The organism is Ktedonobacter racemifer DSM 44963 (genome assembly GCF_000178855.1).
In the GTDB taxonomy this organism is placed as follows: Bacteria; Chloroflexota; Ktedonobacteria; order Ktedonobacterales; family Ktedonobacteraceae; genus Ktedonobacter; species Ktedonobacter racemifer.
On sequence record NZ_ADVG01000001.1, the window covers coordinates 2,395,536 to 2,414,297 of the forward strand.

The window sequence follows — 18,762 nt, forward strand, 5'->3', positions numbered from 1 at the left end:
GCGATAGCGCTACCAAGCAGCCCCGAGTTTCCGGTAACTGAAACCTCCCCGGCATGAATGCGCGGGGGTTCCTGTTGCTCACCCACCGTTTCCTTGCTCACCTGACGGAGAACAAGGCTCTTGGTGGGGATAAGCAGGACTTTCGAGCCGACGCGCTCCGGCACGGACAGCTTTCCCAGAAGCCAGCAAGCCCATGCTTCGGGGCAGCACTTGCCCCTCATTCGCACGTTTTTGCAGCCCCTCCATCACGGCTCGCAGGCGCGGCTCCGCACCTTCCCAGACGTGCTGGGTGACAGAGGGGGTGGTGTGTTCCGGTTCCAGGTGGGCCAGCAAAAAGGCCGAGTACAAATCGCGTTGCACCGGCCCTAAGCCGCAAGGGCAGTGGTGCCAGCGTTGTGATCTCGGTTTCTTCACATACCGCCCACAGTGATGGCAATACTGACTCAGTTTGGTCTTGAAAGCAGAAACTTCGCCCAGGGTGCCGCCAGTTTTTGCAACTATGCGGGCCAAATGCGCTAGAAACAGCCCTGGGGCGCGAAGTCCAATACTCTTACCATACTGCTTCTGCCATCCTTTGAACGAGGTTTTTTCGATGGTGATGGTATTACCCACCTGGGCAATGCGATGCGCGAGGTTGCCATGGAGACTTTTGCGGTGCGCGGCGAGTCTGCGCTCCAGGTTGGCATGCTGTCTCCTGGTTGCTTGATACCTCTTGCTCTCTTTCCAGGGCAAGCGTGCTTTGCCCTGTTTCTTGATGCGTCCCATCTCGTCGTAGTTTCCTGGATTGTTTGCACGGCGCTGTCGTTCCATCCTGCGTTGCAAGCGCCGCTTTTGTTGAGCATCAGGAACCAGCCCCTCACAGAACGCCATAAGATCGGCGTCGCCATCGCGCGGGACAATCGCCAGCGTGGAGGGGCCAATATCCAAACCAATCGTATCGGTTCTTCCCTCCATGTGCTTGGGCTTGACGAACGCATGACCCTCTCGCGACCAGTTGCACGACATAGTGGTTGCCGTCATGGTCAGCGCCCTGTGCTCGTGGAGAGGAGGCTTTGCGGCGGACCAGGCGCACATACTTGATGGGGTGGTGCAGACCATGCTGGACAACAGGATCACGCCAGTCGATGATCGCCGGGATCACTTCTGTATTCCAGAGGAGAAAGCCTCCATCGCCCACACCTGGGTCAAGGAGAAAGCGCAGGCCAACATCGTTGCGCTTGCCCTCGACGCTATCGATGCCGCGTCCTTGACTGCGAAAGCGGACTCGTTTGGCTTTGCCCACACAGACGCTACTCTACCGCGTGATACGCTCGGCTTGCCAGTGTTTGGGCCATGGTACTGTCAATGTGATCAGCGATCCAGGAGGCACGAGCACGTTTCGCGTACTCATGCAGGGCGTACTCCGAAAAGTGATGCTTTGTGCGCATATGAGAAAACGCCTGAGTTCGTTCTTGCCTGTGAGTACGAGGAATGGCACAGGCTTTGCTCCAGGCAGGATCGTTACGCATCCGCCTGAGTCGCTTGTTGGCTTCTCCAAGCAGCGCGTTATACAGCTGCCGAGCAGCCTCCAAGTGAGCGCGCAAGCGCTGCTCCTGGCTCCAGTCCACGCGCAGGGGCACTTCGAGGAGAAACGTTGGGGTCGCGGGCTCGCTTCATGGGGTGCTCAGCCTCTCTCTGTCTTTTTGCATGGGGTGCACATGCAAAAGCTCACGTCCCCTGCCATCTGCGCAAAACGATCGCGTCCCGGCCCGATCAGCACCGTTTTCGCCGCATCGTCCAGTCTCGCGTTCCCACAGGGGGAGGACGAGGTTCTCTCGTCCGACTCACCCCCGCATCAGTCCCGTTGCTGGGAATGTCGGCCACCAACGAGAGCGCGGTGCCGATCACGGCAAATTAGAACAAGTGCACTACAACCAGCGGCTCCTGTCAAGTTTGGAGAAACCATCCTCGATTGCTCCCCCACCTCCCCCCCAAACAAGGAACGGCTTTTTATCCCCCGGATGGAATCGCGGGGGCTTTCAAGCCCGACTTTTTGTAAGACGCGCATAGCCTACGCCACTGTCCCCGACTGCCAGGAACGCGAGTAAGCTTGCTGTTGCTCATTCAGGCTATCCAGCTCAATGCCCAGTGCTCGCAGTTTCAGCGCCGCCACGCGCTCGTCGATCTCGGCTGGCACATCGTGCACATCAGGTGTTAGGTGCTCGTACTCCTGCAGGAGATAGCGCGTGCAGAGCGCCTGGTCGGCGAAGCTGAGATCCATGATGGCTGCTGGGCTGGCTTCCGCTGCCACCTGGCCCACGAGTCGCCCCTGGGCCAGCAGGTAGAGCTTGCGCCCATCTGGCAGGCGATACTCCTCAAGATGCTCGCGGATCTGTGACCGCTCGCTGGCGATGTCTGCAAGGGTCGCGATATCAATCTCGACGTTGAAGTGTCCCGAGTTTGCCAGAATAGCTCCGTCCTTCATGCGCTGGAAGTGCTCGTTCCGAATGACATCTGCCATGCCGGTCACCGTGACAAAGATGTCACCCTGCTCAGCCGCCTGAAGCATGGGCAGCACCTGGAAGCCGTCCATCACTGCCTCAAGTGCCCGCGTCGCGTTGACCTCACACACTATAACGCGAGCGCCCATGCCACGCGCTCGCGCCGCCACGCCACGCCCACACCAGCCATAGCCTGCGGCTACCAGCGTCGCGCCTGCCAGGAGCGTATTGGTCGCACGCAAGATGCCGTCAATCGTGTTCTGCCCGGTTCCGTAGCGATTATCGAAGTAGTGCTTCGTTGGCGCGTCATTCACAGCGACTACGGGGAAGCGCAGAAGCTTCTGCTCAGCCAGGGCGCGGGCGCGCACCACTCCCGTTGTCGTCTCTTCAATTGCGGCAACGGTTGACCCACGCGAGGGCTTCTGGTGAAGCGCGACGATCAGGTCCGCGCCATCGTCCATGACGAGGTGAGGATCGCAGGCTAACGCGCATTCGATATGACGACCGTAGGTCTCCAGGTCCTCGCCATAGAAAGCGTACACTGAAATCCCTTCTTCTACGAGCGCTGCGCAAACATCGTCGCGAGTGGAGAGCGGATTGGAGGCGCAGAGCGCCACTTCCGCCCCACCGGCGCGCAAGGCCATCAGTAAAGCTGCCGTCTCCGTTGTGATGTGCAGAGCCGCCGCAATGCGCTTGCCCGCGAAAGAGCGCTCAGAGGCGAACTCTGCGCTGAGCTGACTCAGGACGGGCATATGCTGTTGGGCCCAGATAATGCGCCGCTTTCCTTGAGCAGCCAGGGCGATGTCTCGAATATCGTAATCCACGTGTCGAATCCTTTCCGATATTTAGCGTTGAGTCGCGCGAGAAGACGCGTTCTTGACGTTCCAGAGCAGACGCTGCTTGCGCTCCTCCCACACCAGCCAGGCAGTTCCCCGCTCAGGCAACACAACGTTGGAGCGCGCGTTATCGTTTGTCAGGCGTTGGTGCTCGAAGTAGCCTCGTAGCGTGAGTGTAAGTGCCGGATTGGAGGTGACGATGGCCTGTGAACTCAGCGTACCTACCAGAGCCAGGCATCGGTCACACAGAACCAGCACGCTATCGGGTGTGCTCATGGTCGTGGTCGAGGCCTGGTAGACACGACAACCACGCTCCTGAGCCTGCCACAAATCTTCTTGCATCTCTGCGAGATACGTCGCCGGCATGACCAAGTCCACGTCCTCTCGCGCCTCACCCAGCAGACGATGCACGCGCTCAAGGGTAGCGCGCTGGCCACGCACCACCCAGAACTCATCGTTGGGTTGCCTGGAGTGCAGTAGCGTCAGGGAAGCCGCGAGCGTATTGAGGGTATGTTCCATCGTCGCGCGCACTTGCCCCAGAAAGTACTCTGGCTCTTGTGCACGGTAGCGCGGCGGCTCTCCAGGTTGCACCAGCACCAGCCCCTTCTCCACCAGCCGCTCGATGATCTCGTAGATACGCGAGAGTGGCACATGCGACTGCTTGCCAAGCTCGTACCCCGTCATTGAGTCGTACTGGACAAGCGTCGCGTACGCCTCCGCCTCATACTTTGTCAGACCTATCTGCTGTAGCAGTTGCAACGTATCCATAACACTCTCCAAAACTATTAACCACTCTAGTGGTTAATAGTATACACCCAAAAGAAGGTGACCGCAAGGGATGGAGGAATAGGGACAGCAATCGCTAGGCGCTACTTATGCAGAGGGTAGGTCAAGATCCTAGCAATTTTGGGAACTCTCTAGAAAAACCATGGAGAAGATGCAAATCGCGTATGATTCTTCGCCCTTGAGTGTACATGTGAAGTTTGGAGAAAAATGAGGAGGAAGAGTTCAATGGTGAAATGGCAGCGATCGCCCTCGCACTCAAAAAGCTTGATGTTCCAGAGGTGGGGGGAGTCACCTACGACGAGGTGATAGATGCAGGTGAACACCTCCCAGGTATGGCCGCTCTGTGGGATGTTGCCACACCTGAAGAGCGGTATGAAATGATCACCATTCTCTTGGAGCCAGAGGGACTATTTTATGATACCGAATTGAAAATGATTGCCGCGCTCAAACCGCGCCCGGCATTCCTGCCCATTTTCTGTCTGCTTCAAGGAGTTTTTGAACACAAAGAAACCAGTGAGCTGCTTGTAGCAATTCACTGGTCGAAACGGAACCGACGGGCGACGAACCATCGGTCGCACCTGGCCTTGATCCCCATCGAGAGGTTGTTCGCTGGTCGCGATGATATTCTGATCTCTACACCGAAATCGAGTGCTGATTATGCCCACTCTGATAATCCATTTGACCAGGCGCTCTATAATCCAGCCATTACTTCCCTTACTCGGCGACACCCAGGCCCAGACGAGGCGCAATGGAAAATCCCTGTTTCTGAGTGGCCGAACGTGGTACGTTGTGTCGTCTAAAAGAGAGAGCCATTGCGTAAGATTATGCTCCGCCTGCGATGCCATCTGCCGTGATCCCAATCAGATAACCAGTATCATCATCCAAAACGTAAACCACATCATCTCTGGGAATATGATACTTCCAAATCACTTCCCCCTTCATCCCATTGACAAGCGTAATGGTATCGCCCACCATGTACGCGCCATCGCTCACCAAATCGCCAAATAGCTCTCTATACTGGCGAAAAAGCACCATTCTCCGCTTCTGCTCACCATTATTCATGGTTTCCCCACTTTCTCTGACATACATTAAAACAACATCAAACAACATCAAACAGCATATCACAAAGCACACATCTTCATTCCGCTCCGAAGGACAATCACGCCACTTCTGCCGCGTCCTTTCAATGCAAACAGCTTCTTTCTACCTGCCAAGGAATATGGTGGTACTTCGGAGTAGAGGTTCGTGCAACGTGCGTCATCACCCCCCTGCTCCTGGTAGATCACGACATGTTGGGCCACATTCGCCAGTTTGCGGCCCCATGATGCTTTTTTGTGTTCCTCTGGAGACAACGGAGCGGGAGGAGAGCATGGGCAAGGTCTGCCGGGAAGCACGGGGTGGTGCTCCTCTCATTTACCAATGCATTCCTCGTCTTGCCGTATCCAATGAGGCGTGATTGATGGTGAGTTGAATGAGGCAAACAAGGCGGACGCATCTATTTCCCGACAGATACCATAGATCTGGTGTGTCTGGCGATCAACCCGTCCGGCAACAATTTCATAGGATCTACTGTCTTGAGAGAATTGCATGCCAACCAGAGAGGTAGCGATACTCTCCATCGCGAACGTATCAAGGAACGGAGAGCAGGAGAGCAGAAGGTATTCTTCAGGTGGGAGACGTTCCTGCCAAGTGCAGGAGGGTCCAGGCGTGCTTGAGCGGGCGCTCGTTGTCGGCACCTGTGGGTCACGTTGTCGTGGTTCCGGTCTCATGATACTCTCCTGTTCTTTGGATCGTCTGCTCATTGTGAGCAGAGGCGGCTACTCGCAGAGGGGCCTAGGTCCCTTTAGGAGCGGGATCGGTGAGCAAGCATCGTGTTGCTGTTGGTGCATGCCTTGCGGGCCAAACTGCTCAATCCTTGCAAGCAGGGGTGAGAGCACAAAAGGCATTTTACGCAGAGCAGGGAATGCGTTGAGGTGTGCCAGAAGAATATTTTCTTCGTAGAACGTGAGAATCAGCATGGGGAGCGCGCGGGAGCGTAGCAGTGGGAGAAGACGAATGAGCTCCTGAGCATCTTCACCAGGTTCTAGAATAATCAGGTCACAATGAGCGAATTGGTCAGGCACCGTGCTGTATGTTTCGACCTGATGCCCGCTGAGTTCCAAAGCTGAGCGGAGCATGTCTTGAATGAGAGCTGCTTCATCTATGACTGCTATATGCATATGAGAGAATCCTTGCCTGTAGGAGAGAGGAATGTATGTTATATCCCTGATGGTGAGTAGCGAAGCCATGTTGCACTATCGGAACAACGGAATCTGGAAAAACTGTTCTTACTTGCTTTCTTGCTTCATGCGAAGTATAACCATCAGACATAAAATAAAACTGAGATGTTGCTGAGAGCAATCTGAGCACTAAGCTTTCTTCTGGTGCTCATTCCCAGCGTAAACGCAGTGTGATGCAGATGAAAAGAGATGAGATGAGCGAGTGCAATTGCTGTTGCCAACGTCGGAGACGAGGTATTGTCAACTTAGCGATAATTGGTGAGCTAATCACCATAAATTCGAGACAAAAGTGGGGCGTCAGCCCAAAATGAACTCGAAAGAAGGCCCTCTGAAAGGTCGCAAATGAAGGTTCAGCGGGGAAAGCTCATCAAGAGATTTTTTTAAGTTGACAATACCCGCGCGCCATGACCTCTCGTCACTGACGGTGGTTTGTTGACCTGGCGGGAAGCGCCGGATTGAAGATAACTTCGTTCACATACTATTCCGACTGCGAGCCCGAACCTGCCGGAAACCTGACAGAAGATGGCAGGTATATGTTTTAGACGAAAGAGGGTCGCGATACTCCTCACCCCATAGAATAGAACGGCCCCTGAGCTGAGGTAGGCCAATAACTAAGTCCCCTGCTCGCACTGAGCACAGTTATGAGATCGGTCGTGAGACGAGCGCATATTCCACCCAGTGGAAAGACAGCCTGTCAATGCCCAGGAATGACGCAGATCTTACCATGAGCAGTTCCCTTTTCCTCGGCATCGATCCACGCCAACTTGTCTGCCAACATCTGTGCGAGATATGTCTGCATCTGGTCTAATTCTGCTTTTTTCCTGTCGATATCCTTCATCTTTTGGCGAATAACCTCAACTTTCCTTTGGAGAGGGAGATCATTCGCCTCATCTGCATCTATGAGTTCTTTGATCTCTGCTAACGTAAACCCTACCGCCTGACCTGCTTTGAGTATCATGAGATACCCAACCGCCTCCTCGGAATAATCCCGATAGTTATTTTCCTTGCGACGGAAAGAGCGCTCCTCAAGGAACCCTTGTTTTTCATAAAAACGAATGGTGTGACGCGTCAAACCTGTCTTTTTTTCCAATTCTTTGATGAGCATGGAAAACTCCTCCAAAAAAGACTTGACTATAGACCCTACTCTACAGTTTACACTCTAGACATCAAAGAGGCAATAACCTTTGAGGAGGAAAGAAAGAGGAATACTCTCACTCACCTAAGCACCATCGAGTGTCTCCCTAGAGGTTTGTCACAAGAGGTGGCGATTTTGTCGTGCGACAAGCGCTTCATGGAGAAATGGGAAGAATGTCTCTCCTTTGGGAGAGAACGCGCATATTCAGAGAGGAGAGAGATCTCATGGCAACGAGCAGCATACAGGGAAAAGTGTGCCTGGTGACAGGCAGTAGTTCAGGGATTGGCAAGGTGACAGCCAGAGAACTGGCCAAAATGGGCGCGACCGTGGTCATGGTCTGCCGCAATCAGGCCAAGGGAGAAGCCGCGCAGGCCGAGATCAAAGAGGAAAGCTCGAACGACCAGGTGGATCTGATCGTCGCGGACCTCTCAGAGCTTTCTCAGGTACGCCGCGTGGCCAACGAGTTCAAACAGAAGTACTCTCAGCTCCACGTGCTGATCAATAACGCCGGAGGAGTGAATAGCGAACACAAGGTCACGACTGATGGGCTAGAGTTCACCTTTGCGACGAATTACCTGGCTCCATTCCTGCTCACGGAACAGCTGCTGGATGTGCTGAAAGCGAGCGCACCAGCACGTGTCGTGAATGTGAGTTCGAACGGGCATGTCCTCGGAAACATTGATTTTGCTGATCTGCAAGGGACACGAAGGTATAACGCCACGAAAGCCTATGGGCCAGTCCAAGCTCGCGCAGATCTACTTTACCTACGAACTGGCTGGCCGGCTCAAAGGCACTGGTGTCACGGTCAATGCACTCCATCCCGGACCGGTGAGCTCCAACTTTAACAACGGCATGAAAGGCTTTATGCATGCCATCGGGGTCTTGTTCTACCTCATCATGGGAATAGATGCCGAGAAGGGGGCGCAGACAACGCTCTACGTGGCAACCTCGCCGGAGGTCGAGGGCGTGAGTGGAAAATACTTCTCCCAAAGCAAACAAGGCAAGGAGACACCCTCTTCTCAGCGCTCCTATGATGTCGCCATCCGTCACCGTCTCTGGGAAGTCTCCCAGGAGTTGATTCGTCAAAGCGAGCTTTCCCATGCTCTCTGAGAAAAAAGATCAAGGAGAGAACGTATGACGTCACAACAAGATCCCCCGGATGCTCTCGCGCAGCGCTCTCCTAGAGAGAGGAACAAACCAGGGGGAGACACAAGCGTGAACACTATCTGGGAGAGAGAGGAGAAGGCCGTTTTCGTGACTGCGGGAATGGGGTATACGAGAGCGCGTGGGCTGGCTTACACATGGGGCAAAGGAGAACGAGTGCAACGATGAATATTCTGATTGAAAAAAACGTCATGGTTCCTATGCGCGATGGCGTCAGCCTCGCCACCGATGTCTATCGTCCTGCCGAGGGAGGACCGGTCCCGGTGCTGCTCGCGCGTTTGCCCTACAACAAAGACCTGCCCATAATGATGCAGGCGGTTATGGACGCCTCACGGGCGGTACAGGCAGGCTACGCCGTCGTGTTCCAGGACTGCCGCGGGCGTTTTGCCTCGGAGGGCGCATTCACCCCCATCGTCAATGAAGCGAACGATGGAGCCGATACCGTAGCCTGGATTGCTCAACAGCCCTGGTCTACGGGCCAGATCGGCACCGTGGGGGGATCCTACCTGGGCTTCACCCAGTGGCTACTGGCCAGAGAGCAGCCAGAGGCGCTGCGAGCTATGGCCCCTGCCATCACCACCTCTGACTATTACCAGGCTCCGTGGCGTCATACCGGCGGGGTCTTCGAGTTAGGTATCTCCCTGTCTTGGTCCCTGGGCATGATACCGGAGGAACTGCAACGGCAACGACGCCTGGGCAAAGCCAGCAGAGAACACATGGATGCGCTCATGCAGATGATGGGAAATGTCCCCGCCCAGTTCGAGCGTCTCCCGCTGGGAGATATGCCTCTGCTGCACGACTTCGCTCCCTCCTATTTCGAGTGGCTGGCCCACCCCACCTACGATGACTATTGGCGCGGGATGGCCCACAAGGAATACTACGAGCAGATCACGGTGCCCGCGCTCAATATCGGTGGCTGGTATGACATTTTCCTGGGTGGGACTCTTGAGAATTATACCGGAATGAAGCAGCGCGGGGGAAGTGCTCTGGCGCGCCAGCACCAGCGGCTCCTGATCGGCCCCTGGTCACATGGAGGGATGACCGGCGTCTTTCCAGAACGCACGTACGGTCTGATGGCCAGTGGTGATGCGGCAGATCTCGTCGGGGTGCAACTGCGTTGGTATGACCACTGGCTCAAAGGCGAGGACAACGGCGTGGAACAGGAGAAGCCGGTGAAGATCTTTGTGATGGGACTGGATCAATGGCGCGAGGAAGAAGACTGGCCGCTGCCCGATACCCAGTTCCGTCCCTACTACCTGCACAGCAGCGGCCATGCCAACACCGCAGCAGGCGATGGGAAGCTTTCGACCGAGGCACCCGCAGAGGAGGCTGAGGATGTCTATCTCTACGACCCACGCCGGCCCGTCCCGACAGTGGGAGGGGCCATTCTGCTGTCTCATGGCCTCGATCAGGGGCCGCGCGATCAACGCAGCGTGGAAGCACGTGAGGATGTGCTCTGCTATAGCACGCCTGTCCTGGAGGAGCCGGTGGAGGTGACCGGCCCCATTGAATTGGTGCTCTCCATCTCCTCCTCGGCACGCGATACCGACTTTACCGGCAAATTGGTCGATGTGTATCCCAATGGCCGGGCCGAAATCCTGACCGACGGCGTTCTGCGCGCCCGCTACCGCGAGTCATTCTCTGAGCCCAGGTTGCTGGAGCCGGGGCAGATCTACGAACTGCGCCTGAACCTGTGGGCGACCTCTAACCTGTTCAAAGCCGGGCACCGCATCCGCCTGGAGGTTAGCAGCTCCAACTTCCCGCGCTTTGATCGCAATAGTAATACGGGTGGCACGATTGAGACGGAAACCGAGAAGGAATTCGTGCAGGCGGTCAACCGCGTCTATCACGAGAGCGCGCATCCCTCCTACCTTGTCCTGCCCGTGATTGTGCGGAACTGAGGTGCCGAGCGAATGAGGGGAGAGAGGAGCCATACGCTCTCTGGGGTTGCATGCACCAGTCAATTGCCCATCTCCTCTCCGATTGACGTTCGTTGCGTCGGTTGGCACAGAGAGAAGGTGGAGTGCTGCCGTCTACTGGTATGAAGTTAACTCCTGAGCAACAGCAAGAGGCGCTGGCCTTGCTACAATCTGATGTACCATTTCGCGAGGTGGCCGGTCGTTTCGGTGTAGCTCATGAGACGATACGGCGGTTGGCGCTTCGTGCGGGTGTGGAACTGGCCCCAAGGGACAAAAGCTAACGCCTACTGAGAGGAAGTTGGCACCTGAGCAGCAGCAACAAGCACGTAAATTAGTTGCCGCAGGGGTTTCTATACGTAAGGTAGCCAGCCAGTTTGGCGTGAGTCGTCAGGCTTTGGGGAAGCTCCTCAATGGGTGAGGTGGGCGTTTAGATTTGTGCCAGGGATTTCTTGTACGTGGAGAGCTAGAAACGCCTCCACGTACCATTGTGTGCTTGTTTCTAGAAGCCTGTTTTGTCGAGAGTTGTAGAATTGAAGCATGGCAAACATATGCTCTATTAACAGAGAATTCTCCCCTTTTTCTGACGACGGCTGAACAAGAAGAAGCCTTGACACTGGTTGATTTTGTCAACGTGTCAAGGCTTCTTCTTCAAACGGAACCGACGGGCGACGAACCACCGGTCGCACCTGGCCTTGATCCCCAGTGAGAAGTTGTTTGCTGGTCGCAATGACATTCTGATCTCTACACCGAAAACGTCATCGCTAGACATTTCAACCACGAAAACATCATTTGTGTGCCCGGGAGTGCCGTGCCAATTTGCACGACCGATTCCAGCAATGAAACGCGGGTGACTGGGGGCAAGCAGGCCGCATAACCACACCGACCACTCCACTTCTCATTGGCTTCCCATCTCTTTTTTCCTTATAGGCCATCGGTATCTTTCATTTTTACAAATAAGTCGATAATCCCCTTATCCGCCTTGACAACGCCTCTTACTCTTCTTATACTCAAAAGTAATGATCATAATTGATTTTTGACCCTTACTTTTAAAGGAGGCAAAGGCAATATGAGAATCGATAGACAACGGCAGCGGTCGCATACCAGCACCTTGAAAAGGACGACAATAGTGAGTCTTGGTATACTGCTCCTGCTCCTTACCGCCTGCGGACCCACAGTCGCCACGGGAAGTCAAAAAGGCGGCAAAGGCTCCACAACCATCAAAGTAGCCACTGATTTCCCGGTATCGGGACAGGATACCCCCAATGGCAAGCCCGCGCAGGATGGGGCAGAGATGGCAGTCCAGGAAGCAAATGCGCAGCATCTGATCCCTGGATATAACATCGTATTTGTTCCCAAAGACGACGTTGGAGCTCAGGGAACCTTTGATCCTGATATGGGGAAGAATAATGTTACCGCGCTGATTAATGATGCCCTCGTGGCAGGCATCGTAGGACCATTTAATAGTTCAGTAGCACAGGCGGAGATGCCCATTGCCAATCAAGCCCCCATTACCTTAATTAGCCCTTCCAACACCAATACCTGTTTAACACAACGCGGACCCTCGGTTAACTGCACCGGGGCACAGGATAAGGTGCCCATACTGCGCCCAACTGGAAAGGTAACCTATTTCCGCATCGCGACGACGGACGATCACCAGGGATCAGTCCTGGCGGATTACCTGTATCAGAAAAGAAACTATAGGAAAGTCTACGTTATAGACGATACGACGGTCTATGGTGTTGGACTGGCAAACATCTTTAGCAACGAGTGGCAAAAACTGGGAGGGCAACTCGTGGGGAACCGCGAAAGCAAGCAGAAGAGCAATGACTATGGTGGCACCATTGCTAATATTAAAAGCGCTAAACCCGACCTGGTATTCTACGGCGGCACCGATAGTCAGGGTGGTACCCAGTTACGCCAACAACTGCTCAACGACTCTGGAACCGCTAGCCTGGCCTTTGGCGGTGGCGATGGCATCGAAAACCCGGTCTTCGCCCAGGTCGTCGGCTCAACGGGTGGTCCAACCTTCGCCACCATCGCCAAGGTGAATGAAACCATACTCCCCTCGGCGAAAGACTTTATCACACGCTATAATCGCATATATGGCGAGAACGATTATGGAGCGTACAGCGCTGCTGGCTATGACTGCATGAATATCCTGCTGCAAGCGATCAAACGAGCCCTCGCCGACGGTGCTCAAACGCCTAAAGACTCCAATGACGCCGCCGGCGGCAAATCTTTCCGTGAGGCCGTCATCGCAGCGATGCAAAAAACGGATTATAACGGCGTTACCGGCCACCACAGCTTCACCGAAAACGGCGATACGACCAATAAGGTCATCTCCGTCTGGCAAGTTGCTACTGTCAACGGCAAAGATACCTGGAAGTTCGTAGACCAGGTGGCCGCCAAATAACCCCCTACTCCTCGCCCCATCTTGGAAGGCTTCTGGGCATCGGGATAGAAAAATGCCCGGAAGCCTTTTGTCACTCATTGCAATATGGGCCACCATTGTCAACTTGACAGCCGAGCGGACCACTCTGCGAGAATAACCTCATAAAAACAAGCATCATTGTACTGTCCACCCAAACGGGACATCACCACCAGGCACCTCCCACCGCTCACACACCCGAGCCTCTCGCCCGCACAGCGAGAAGAGGCGATCGAGCTCTTGCAGCAACCCGAGATGTCCATTCGCAAAGTCGCCAGTCGGCTGGGCACCTCACGGGGAACGATCCAGCGATTGGTTGAGCAAGAAGGCATCGAGCGGCAGACGAGCCAGAAGCTCTCGCCTGAGCAGCGGGAAGAGACGTTTCGGTTACTGGATGAGGGAATATCGCTGAGACAGGTGGCCCGGCAGTTCGGCGTCAACCCCGAGTCACTTCGGCGGTTGGTCATGAGGCACAAGCCTTCGTAAAAACAAAAACGCCGACACTCGATGAGTGTCGGCGTGTCCCACTGGGGGAGCTCAGATGGGCGGGGCCGCTCGCGAGAGAAGGACGATAGGACGAGAAAAACGGGGCGATAAATAACCATCTTTCTATTTTCGTATGCTATACTACGATAAATCAAAACAGATCGGAAATCTCTGAAAAGAATGAGGAAATGCTGCGGATGGCTAAAAGGCATAAAGCAGATGAACGCTTAACTATGGCGCAGATCGCGCAGATCGCCGGCGTTTCCGTACCAACAGTCTCGAAGGTGTTGAATAGCCACACGGATGTGGCTCCGCCAACTCGCAAAAGAGTTGAGCAAGTGATTGTGGAATACGGCTTCGTGCGTAATCGCGCGGGCCGCGCTTTACGCAAAGGGAAAACTGGGCTGGTAGATTGCATCTTGCCTCGCCTGGATGACGAATATTTTCTGCCCATTTTAGAGGGAGCAGCGCAGGTACTACATGAGGCAGGAGTGCGCCTAGTGCTGACCTCAACCCATCACCAAACTGAAGAGGAAATCCGCGGGGTTGATACCGTGACCGATCACTCCACGGACGGTATTCTTGTGGTTCTGCCGGCGGAGGAAACCATTGAGCATCTCGAACGTTCGGGTCTGCCTTTTGTACTCATTCACAGCCAGGGCGGTTTGCTGTCCACTGCACCGTCAGTGAGAATCGCCAGTTGGGAAGGAGGCTTTGTTGCAACCCAATACCTGATCGCCCGTGGGCATCAGCGCATCGCCTACATCGGCAAGGCCACGGTAGCCAGAGAAGCGATCGAGCGCATCGCCGGCTACCGCGCGGCCTTGGACGCGGCCGACCTGCCCATTGATCCGCAGTTGCAATGCAAGGGGGACTTTACCGAAGAGGATGGGTATAAAGCGACAAAAGCCCTGCTGGAGCTGTCAGAACCCCCTACGGCGATCTTTGCCGGCAACGACCGCCAGGCAGCAGGAGTCTACCGCGCGCTCCACGAGCTGGGTACGATCGTACCTGATGAGATGAGCGTCATCGGCTTCGATAATCTTTCCTTTACCGAGATCATGAATCCTCCTCTGACGACCATTCATGCACCCCGCCTGGAATTGGGGCGCACCGCAGCAACTATGCTTCTGCGCCTGATCAATGGGAAGCCGCTCGAAATGGCTCGCGTGGTGCTCTCCACCCACCTGGTCGAACGCCAATCTTGCCGACCCCTCGCACGCCTGGCAAAAAGCCAGTAGCAGTTCTTCGCGTTTACACTTTTACAAAGGAACGTGGCTTGAAAGCCCCGGAGAGCATCGCGGGGGCTTTCAAGCCGTTCCTTTGCCTGACACCAATCCCCTTTTTGGCACGCGTGTTCCGACGTGCCGGAAGGCACGGCGCTCTCGTCGGTGGCAGACATTCCCACCAGCGCCTGGATGAGGGCGTGAGTCGGACGAGAGAACATCGTCTTCCCCTGTGGGAGCGCGACCGTGGACGAGCAGATGAGGCATTTGCCCGCTGACAGCCCGGATGTGTACGAGGGCCAGCGCCCATCGGCTCGCACGTCTGGCCTGGCTTCCACGAGGCTCCGTGCTCCGACGGTGAGCGTGGAAGCCAGGCCAGAACCCCCGCGCATAGATGCACCGGGGAGTCTCAGCTCCTGGAACGGAGCTCTTTATAGATGTGGCAAAAGAGGAGAGGGCGGGATCTTTCAGGATGAAGACCTTGCCCTCTCTTCGCCCCGCTCTCTTGAGGGCTTTCCCGTCGCGGGGCCGCTGACCTCTGCTTGCTCAGCGGTTGTTATTGTTGAAGGCGTTTAGCAGCTCAGCATACCAATACCCGCTCTCTTTGATGATCCGGCGCTGCGTGGAATAATCAACGTAGACGATGCCAAAGCGTTTGGCGTAACCTTCTGCCCACTCAAAGTTATCCATCAGGGACCAGACAAAGTAGCCGCGCAGCGGCACCCCTTGCTCAAGGGCTTCGGCACAGGCGGTAAGGTAGGAACGCAGGTAGGAGACGCGCCGCGGATCGTTGATGGTCTCGCCGCCATCCCAGGTATCGGGAAAGGCCGCGCCATTCTCGGTCACATATATGTTGCCCACTGGATAGTCGCGCGCTACATTGACCAGCAGATCGCGCAGGCCGTGCGGATAGATCTCCCAGCCCATATCGGTATAGCAGGCATTCGGGATCGGCGCGACGGCCTGGCAGCTATCGGCCAGCGGCTGCTCCTGCGCGCCGCGGATCAGGGTGCGCGAATAGTTATTCACGCCCAGAAAATCCAGTGGAGCTGAGATGATCTCCAGATCGCCCTCCTGAATCGGCGGTGGGTTGAGGGCCATCGCCTCAAAGAAGCCCTCTGGATACGAGCCACGGTAAATCGGATCCAGGAACCAGGCGTTGCTAAACGCGTGGGCGAGTTTCACATCACGCGCGGTCTCGGCCCGCTCATCCGCGCCATACACCGGGTTCACAATCAAGGTAATGCCCACCGGCGTCCCAGCTGGCACCTGCGCGCGTAACCGCGGCACCGCCAGGCCATGACCCAACAGGAGATGATGAGCTGCGTCGATCGCGCCCTGGCGATCGGTGCGACCGGGAGCATGCACGCCGATCCCGTAGCCCAGGTACGCGCTGCACCACGGCTCGTTGAGCGTGATCCAGCTCGCTACCCGATCCCCCAGGCGCCGCGCGACGATCTCGGTGTAGTCGGCGAATGCATAGGCCGTCTCACGGTTGAGCCAGCCACCGGCGCGCTCCAGCGGTGAAGGGAGATCCCAGTGATAGAGCGTCGCGAACGGCTGAATGCCCTTCTCCAGCAGCGTATCGACCAGCCGATCATAGAAATCCAGGCCAGCCGGATTGATAGCGCCGCGCCCCTCCGGCACGATACGCGGCCAGGCAATCGAAAAGCGATACGCGCTCAGCCCGAGCCGCACCATCAGGTCGGTATCTTCCTCGACCCGGTGGTAGTGATCAGCGGCCACCTCACCGGTGTGTCCTTCAAACACCTTGCCTGGCGTCGCCGAGAAATCGTCCCAGATGCTGCTCCCTCGGCCATCCTCGTGGACGGCGCCCTCGATCTGATACGAGGCCGTAGCCGCGCCCCAGAGAAAGCGCGGGGGAAATCTCCTGGCAAGGTCGGTATCGACCTGAGTCTGAATCGGCGCCTTGGGAGTAATATCCATGTGTTCTCCTGTTCGTTGGTCAGTGATATCATCTAAAAACCGGTGCCGTTAGCCCTTGACGCTGCCTGCACCCAGTCCACCACGCCAGAAGCGCTGCAGCGCGACGCAGCCAGCCAGGAGCGGTAGTGAGGAGATCAAGGCTCCAGTGATGATCAAGCCGTAGAGAAACTTTGTGACCCCGCCTGTTGTCACATTCCAGGTCTGTAAGCCAACCGTGATCGGAAAGAGCTTCTCATCACTGAGCATGACCAGGGGCAAAAAGTAGTTGTTCCAAATGGCTACAAACTGGAAGAGAAAGACCGTCACAAGCGCCGGGATCATCAAGTTGACCGCCATTGTAAAGGCCCGAAACTCGCCCGCTCCATCGATGCGCGCTGCTTCCAGCAGTTCATCGGGAACCGCCGTCGCCGCGTAGATGCGTGAGAGGTACACGCCGAATGGACTGACGCAGCTGGGCAAGAGTACCGCCCAGTAGGTGTTGGTCAGCCCCACCCCGCTCATTAACAGATACAGCGGCAATGCTAACGCGGTCACCGGTACCAGAATGGCTCCCAAGATGAGCGAGAACATCAGATTGCGCCCGCGGAAGACGTATTTGGCCAGGGCGTAGCCGGCCATAGCTGCGAGCCAGGTGCTGACCAGCGCTCCTACTCCCGCATAGAGCAGAGTGTTGAGCAGCCAGCGTGTATAGATCCCGTCCTGGTAGGTGAACAGTTGCTGCAGGTTGCTGAAGAGATTAAAGTTGGGGGCGAACCAGAATCCGAAGGTGCCAAACAAGTCGCCCGCGTCCTTCGTCGAGGAAACGATCAACCAGAAGTAGGGGACCAGAAAGTAGACGCCGAAGAGGGACAGCAAGGTCATGGCTACGATGCTTTCCAGGTTGGAACGGCGAGGGCGCTGCCGCCTCGCGTCCACCCGTTCCCGGGCGGCTGGTATTGGCACAGGCACGGTTTGTTGACTCATACTGCTTATACTCCTGCTTGTCGTTGGGTGATACGTAAGAAGCCGAAAGAGAACACGCACGTCACCAGGGCCAGTACCACGGAGATCGCCGCGGCATAGTAGTAGTTGTTGTTGCCAAAGGCGGTGTTGTAAGCGTACAGGTTAGGTGTATAGGAAACGGAAATGTTGTTGGAGATGGACGAGAGAACCCGCGGCTCGTTAAAGAGTTGCAAAGTGCCGATGATGGAGAAGATGCAGGTCAGAATCAGGGCCGGGGCGACCAGCGGAATTTTGATGCTCCAGGCAATGCGCCAGCCAGAAGCCCCGTCCAGGCGCGCCGACTCATAGATTTCGGACGGGATGGCTTGCAAAGCTGCGAAAATGATCAGCATATTGTAGCCAGTCCAGGCCCAGGTCGTGATATTGGCAATCGACCACAGCACCGTGTTTGCGCCCAGGAAATCAGGGGTACCAAGACCCAGCGCACTCACGCTTTTGACGATCGGGCTTAGCCCCGGATCGTAGAGATAGCCCCACAACAGAGCAGCGACGAGGCCAGGGATAGCATACGGGACAAAGAAGGCCAGGCGGTAGAAAGACTTGAAGCGTACCACCGTTGAGTCCAACAGCAGAGCCAGGAGCAAAGCTAAGCCCAACATGACCGGGACTTGCACTATGCCATAGAGCAGAACCCTTCCCACACCTGTGTAGAAGTCAGGATCATGTATGACTTGCAGGTAGTTATTCACCCCGTTGAAGCTGATAGTAGGCGCTCCCAATCCGAGTCCGCTGCGCTGAGAGCGGAATAAGCTCTCATAGACAGCATAGAATATAGGCACGATAAAAAAGAAGAGGAACAGCAGCCCAAAAGGCAAGGTAAAGAGATAGGGTGCCACCTTGCGATGACTCCGAAACCAGGATGATTTTTTTACGCTGGGTGAGGGTGATATTACAGACTCAGAATCCATAGACACATGCTCCTCCCTAGAGTGCAACACTGCTTACAGATCTCCCCGAGAGACCTCTCAAGGAACGATGTTTGCCGATTCTTTATAAGTACCCACCAGAGGGGTAAGCCGCTCTCGTCTGGAAAGGGACTCACCCCTCCGGTGCCTCATGTACTCGACTGGGGTC

At 55.8% G+C, this 18,762-nt stretch carries 21 protein-coding genes and 1 pseudogene; 12 read left to right on the top strand and 10 right to left on the bottom strand.

Translation table 11 applies throughout. The features are described from left to right. Nucleotides 1-78 precede the first annotated feature (78 nt). The 3 genes and pseudogenes from KRAC_RS65665 to KRAC_RS10395 form a co-directional block, all read right to left on the bottom strand. Nucleotides 79-1,619, bottom strand: a pseudogene (locus KRAC_RS65665) (nuclease/transposase family protein). Nucleotides 1,620-2,050: 431 nt separating this feature from the next. Next, nucleotides 2,051-3,304, bottom strand: coding sequence for an adenosylhomocysteinase (locus tag KRAC_RS10390; protein ID WP_007906730.1), 1,254 nt, complete (start codon nucleotides 3,302-3,304; stop codon nucleotides 2,051-2,053). A gap of 21 nt (nucleotides 3,305-3,325) precedes the next feature. Then, nucleotides 3,326-4,084, bottom strand: coding sequence for a TrmB family transcriptional regulator (locus KRAC_RS10395; RefSeq protein WP_007906732.1), 759 nt, complete (start codon nucleotides 4,082-4,084; stop codon nucleotides 3,326-3,328). A 251-nt stretch (nucleotides 4,085-4,335) separates the two neighbouring features. Here KRAC_RS10395 and KRAC_RS10400 point away from each other — a divergent pair, with 251 nt between their 5' ends. Beyond that, the gene (locus tag KRAC_RS10400; protein WP_007906733.1) at nucleotides 4,336-4,902 is read left to right on the top strand and encodes a hypothetical protein; all 567 of its coding nucleotides are present in this window, start codon (nucleotides 4,336-4,338) and stop codon (nucleotides 4,900-4,902) included. A gap of 22 nt (nucleotides 4,903-4,924) precedes the next feature. Here the strand turns inward: KRAC_RS10400 and KRAC_RS10405 are convergent, their stop codons facing one another. The 4 genes from KRAC_RS10405 to KRAC_RS10420 all read right to left on the bottom strand — a co-directional run bounded on the left by KRAC_RS10405 (nucleotide 4,925) and on the right by KRAC_RS10420 (nucleotide 7,486). Beyond that, complete coding sequence (locus KRAC_RS10405; RefSeq protein WP_007906734.1) at nucleotides 4,925-5,212, bottom strand: hypothetical protein; 288 nt, start codon at nucleotides 5,210-5,212, stop codon at nucleotides 4,925-4,927. A gap of 299 nt (nucleotides 5,213-5,511) precedes the next feature. After that, nucleotides 5,512-5,871: a hypothetical protein gene (locus KRAC_RS10410; RefSeq protein ID WP_007906741.1), complete on the bottom strand. Its 360-nt coding sequence runs from the start codon at nucleotides 5,869-5,871 to the stop codon at nucleotides 5,512-5,514. A 48-nt stretch (nucleotides 5,872-5,919) separates the two neighbouring features. Further along, nucleotides 5,920-6,321: a DNA-binding transcriptional response regulator gene (locus tag KRAC_RS10415; RefSeq protein WP_007906742.1), complete on the bottom strand. Its 402-nt coding sequence runs from the start codon at nucleotides 6,319-6,321 to the stop codon at nucleotides 5,920-5,922. 754 nt (nucleotides 6,322-7,075) lie between these two features. Continuing rightward, on the bottom strand, nucleotides 7,076-7,486 hold the full coding sequence (locus KRAC_RS10420) for a MerR family transcriptional regulator (RefSeq protein ID WP_007906744.1): 411 nt from the start codon (nucleotides 7,484-7,486) through the stop codon (nucleotides 7,076-7,078). A gap of 254 nt (nucleotides 7,487-7,740) precedes the next feature. Here KRAC_RS10420 and KRAC_RS10425 point away from each other — a divergent pair, with 254 nt between their 5' ends. The 11 genes from KRAC_RS10425 (at nucleotide 7,741) to KRAC_RS71060 (ending at nucleotide 15,315) form a co-directional block, all read left to right on the top strand. Beyond that, entirely contained in the window at nucleotides 7,741-8,361 is a 621-nt protein-coding gene (locus tag KRAC_RS10425; protein ID WP_244422000.1) for an SDR family NAD(P)-dependent oxidoreductase, read from the top strand. Nucleotides 8,362-8,380: 19 nt separating this feature from the next. Then, complete coding sequence (locus KRAC_RS75760; protein ID WP_244422002.1) at nucleotides 8,381-8,626, top strand: Rossmann-fold NAD(P)-binding domain-containing protein; 246 nt, start codon at nucleotides 8,381-8,383, stop codon at nucleotides 8,624-8,626. 24 nt (nucleotides 8,627-8,650) lie between these two features. Beyond that, on the top strand, nucleotides 8,651-8,848 hold the full coding sequence (locus KRAC_RS10430; RefSeq protein WP_007906745.1) for a hypothetical protein: 198 nt from the start codon (nucleotides 8,651-8,653) through the stop codon (nucleotides 8,846-8,848). Further along, nucleotides 8,845-10,581 carry a CocE/NonD family hydrolase gene (locus tag KRAC_RS10435; RefSeq protein WP_007906746.1) on the top strand — a complete coding sequence of 579 codons (1,737 nt, stop codon included), beginning with the start codon at nucleotides 8,845-8,847 and terminating at the stop codon, nucleotides 10,579-10,581. The genes KRAC_RS10430 and KRAC_RS10435 overlap by 4 nt, the downstream gene beginning before the upstream one ends. A gap of 122 nt (nucleotides 10,582-10,703) precedes the next feature. Beyond that, complete coding sequence (locus tag KRAC_RS71050) at nucleotides 10,704-10,880, top strand: helix-turn-helix domain-containing protein (protein ID WP_169460876.1); 177 nt, start codon at nucleotides 10,704-10,706, stop codon at nucleotides 10,878-10,880. 17 nt (nucleotides 10,881-10,897) lie between these two features. Further along, nucleotides 10,898-11,017 (top strand): helix-turn-helix domain-containing protein, encoded by a 120-nt coding sequence (locus KRAC_RS79405; protein ID WP_083814587.1) that lies wholly within the window; start codon nucleotides 10,898-10,900, stop codon nucleotides 11,015-11,017. 648 nt (nucleotides 11,018-11,665) lie between these two features. Continuing rightward, the gene (locus KRAC_RS10440) at nucleotides 11,666-13,012 is read left to right on the top strand and encodes a branched-chain amino acid ABC transporter substrate-binding protein (RefSeq protein ID WP_007906748.1); all 1,347 of its coding nucleotides are present in this window, start codon (nucleotides 11,666-11,668) and stop codon (nucleotides 13,010-13,012) included. A gap of 156 nt (nucleotides 13,013-13,168) precedes the next feature. After that, the gene (locus KRAC_RS10445; protein ID WP_040442254.1) at nucleotides 13,169-13,513 is read left to right on the top strand and encodes a helix-turn-helix domain-containing protein; all 345 of its coding nucleotides are present in this window, start codon (nucleotides 13,169-13,171) and stop codon (nucleotides 13,511-13,513) included. A 197-nt stretch (nucleotides 13,514-13,710) separates the two neighbouring features. Then, complete coding sequence (locus tag KRAC_RS10450) at nucleotides 13,711-14,754, top strand: LacI family DNA-binding transcriptional regulator (protein ID WP_007906749.1); 1,044 nt, start codon at nucleotides 13,711-13,713, stop codon at nucleotides 14,752-14,754. 38 nt (nucleotides 14,755-14,792) lie between these two features. Next, nucleotides 14,793-15,017, top strand: coding sequence for a hypothetical protein (locus tag KRAC_RS71055; RefSeq protein WP_157506379.1), 225 nt, complete (start codon nucleotides 14,793-14,795; stop codon nucleotides 15,015-15,017). Continuing rightward, nucleotides 14,986-15,315 (top strand): hypothetical protein, encoded by a 330-nt coding sequence (locus tag KRAC_RS71060; protein WP_157506380.1) that lies wholly within the window; start codon nucleotides 14,986-14,988, stop codon nucleotides 15,313-15,315. The genes KRAC_RS71055 and KRAC_RS71060 overlap by 32 nt, the downstream gene beginning before the upstream one ends. Here KRAC_RS71060 and KRAC_RS10455 read toward each other — a convergent pair. Genes KRAC_RS10455 through KRAC_RS10465 form a run of 3 tightly spaced genes read right to left on the bottom strand, consistent with a single transcriptional unit; the run spans nucleotide 15,286 to nucleotide 18,596 of the window. Then, nucleotides 15,286-16,686, bottom strand: a complete 1,401-nt coding sequence (locus KRAC_RS10455; RefSeq protein ID WP_007906750.1) for a GH1 family beta-glucosidase — start codon at nucleotides 16,684-16,686, stop codon at nucleotides 15,286-15,288. The genes KRAC_RS71060 and KRAC_RS10455 overlap by 30 nt on opposite strands. Nucleotides 16,687-16,734: 48 nt before the next feature. Then, nucleotides 16,735-17,649 (bottom strand): carbohydrate ABC transporter permease, encoded by a 915-nt coding sequence (locus tag KRAC_RS10460; RefSeq protein WP_007906752.1) that lies wholly within the window; start codon nucleotides 17,647-17,649, stop codon nucleotides 16,735-16,737. Between the two features lie 5 nt (nucleotides 17,650-17,654). Beyond that, nucleotides 17,655-18,596: a carbohydrate ABC transporter permease gene (locus KRAC_RS10465; RefSeq protein ID WP_007906754.1), complete on the bottom strand. Its 942-nt coding sequence runs from the start codon at nucleotides 18,594-18,596 to the stop codon at nucleotides 17,655-17,657. Between the last annotated feature and the right edge of the window lie 166 nt (nucleotides 18,597-18,762).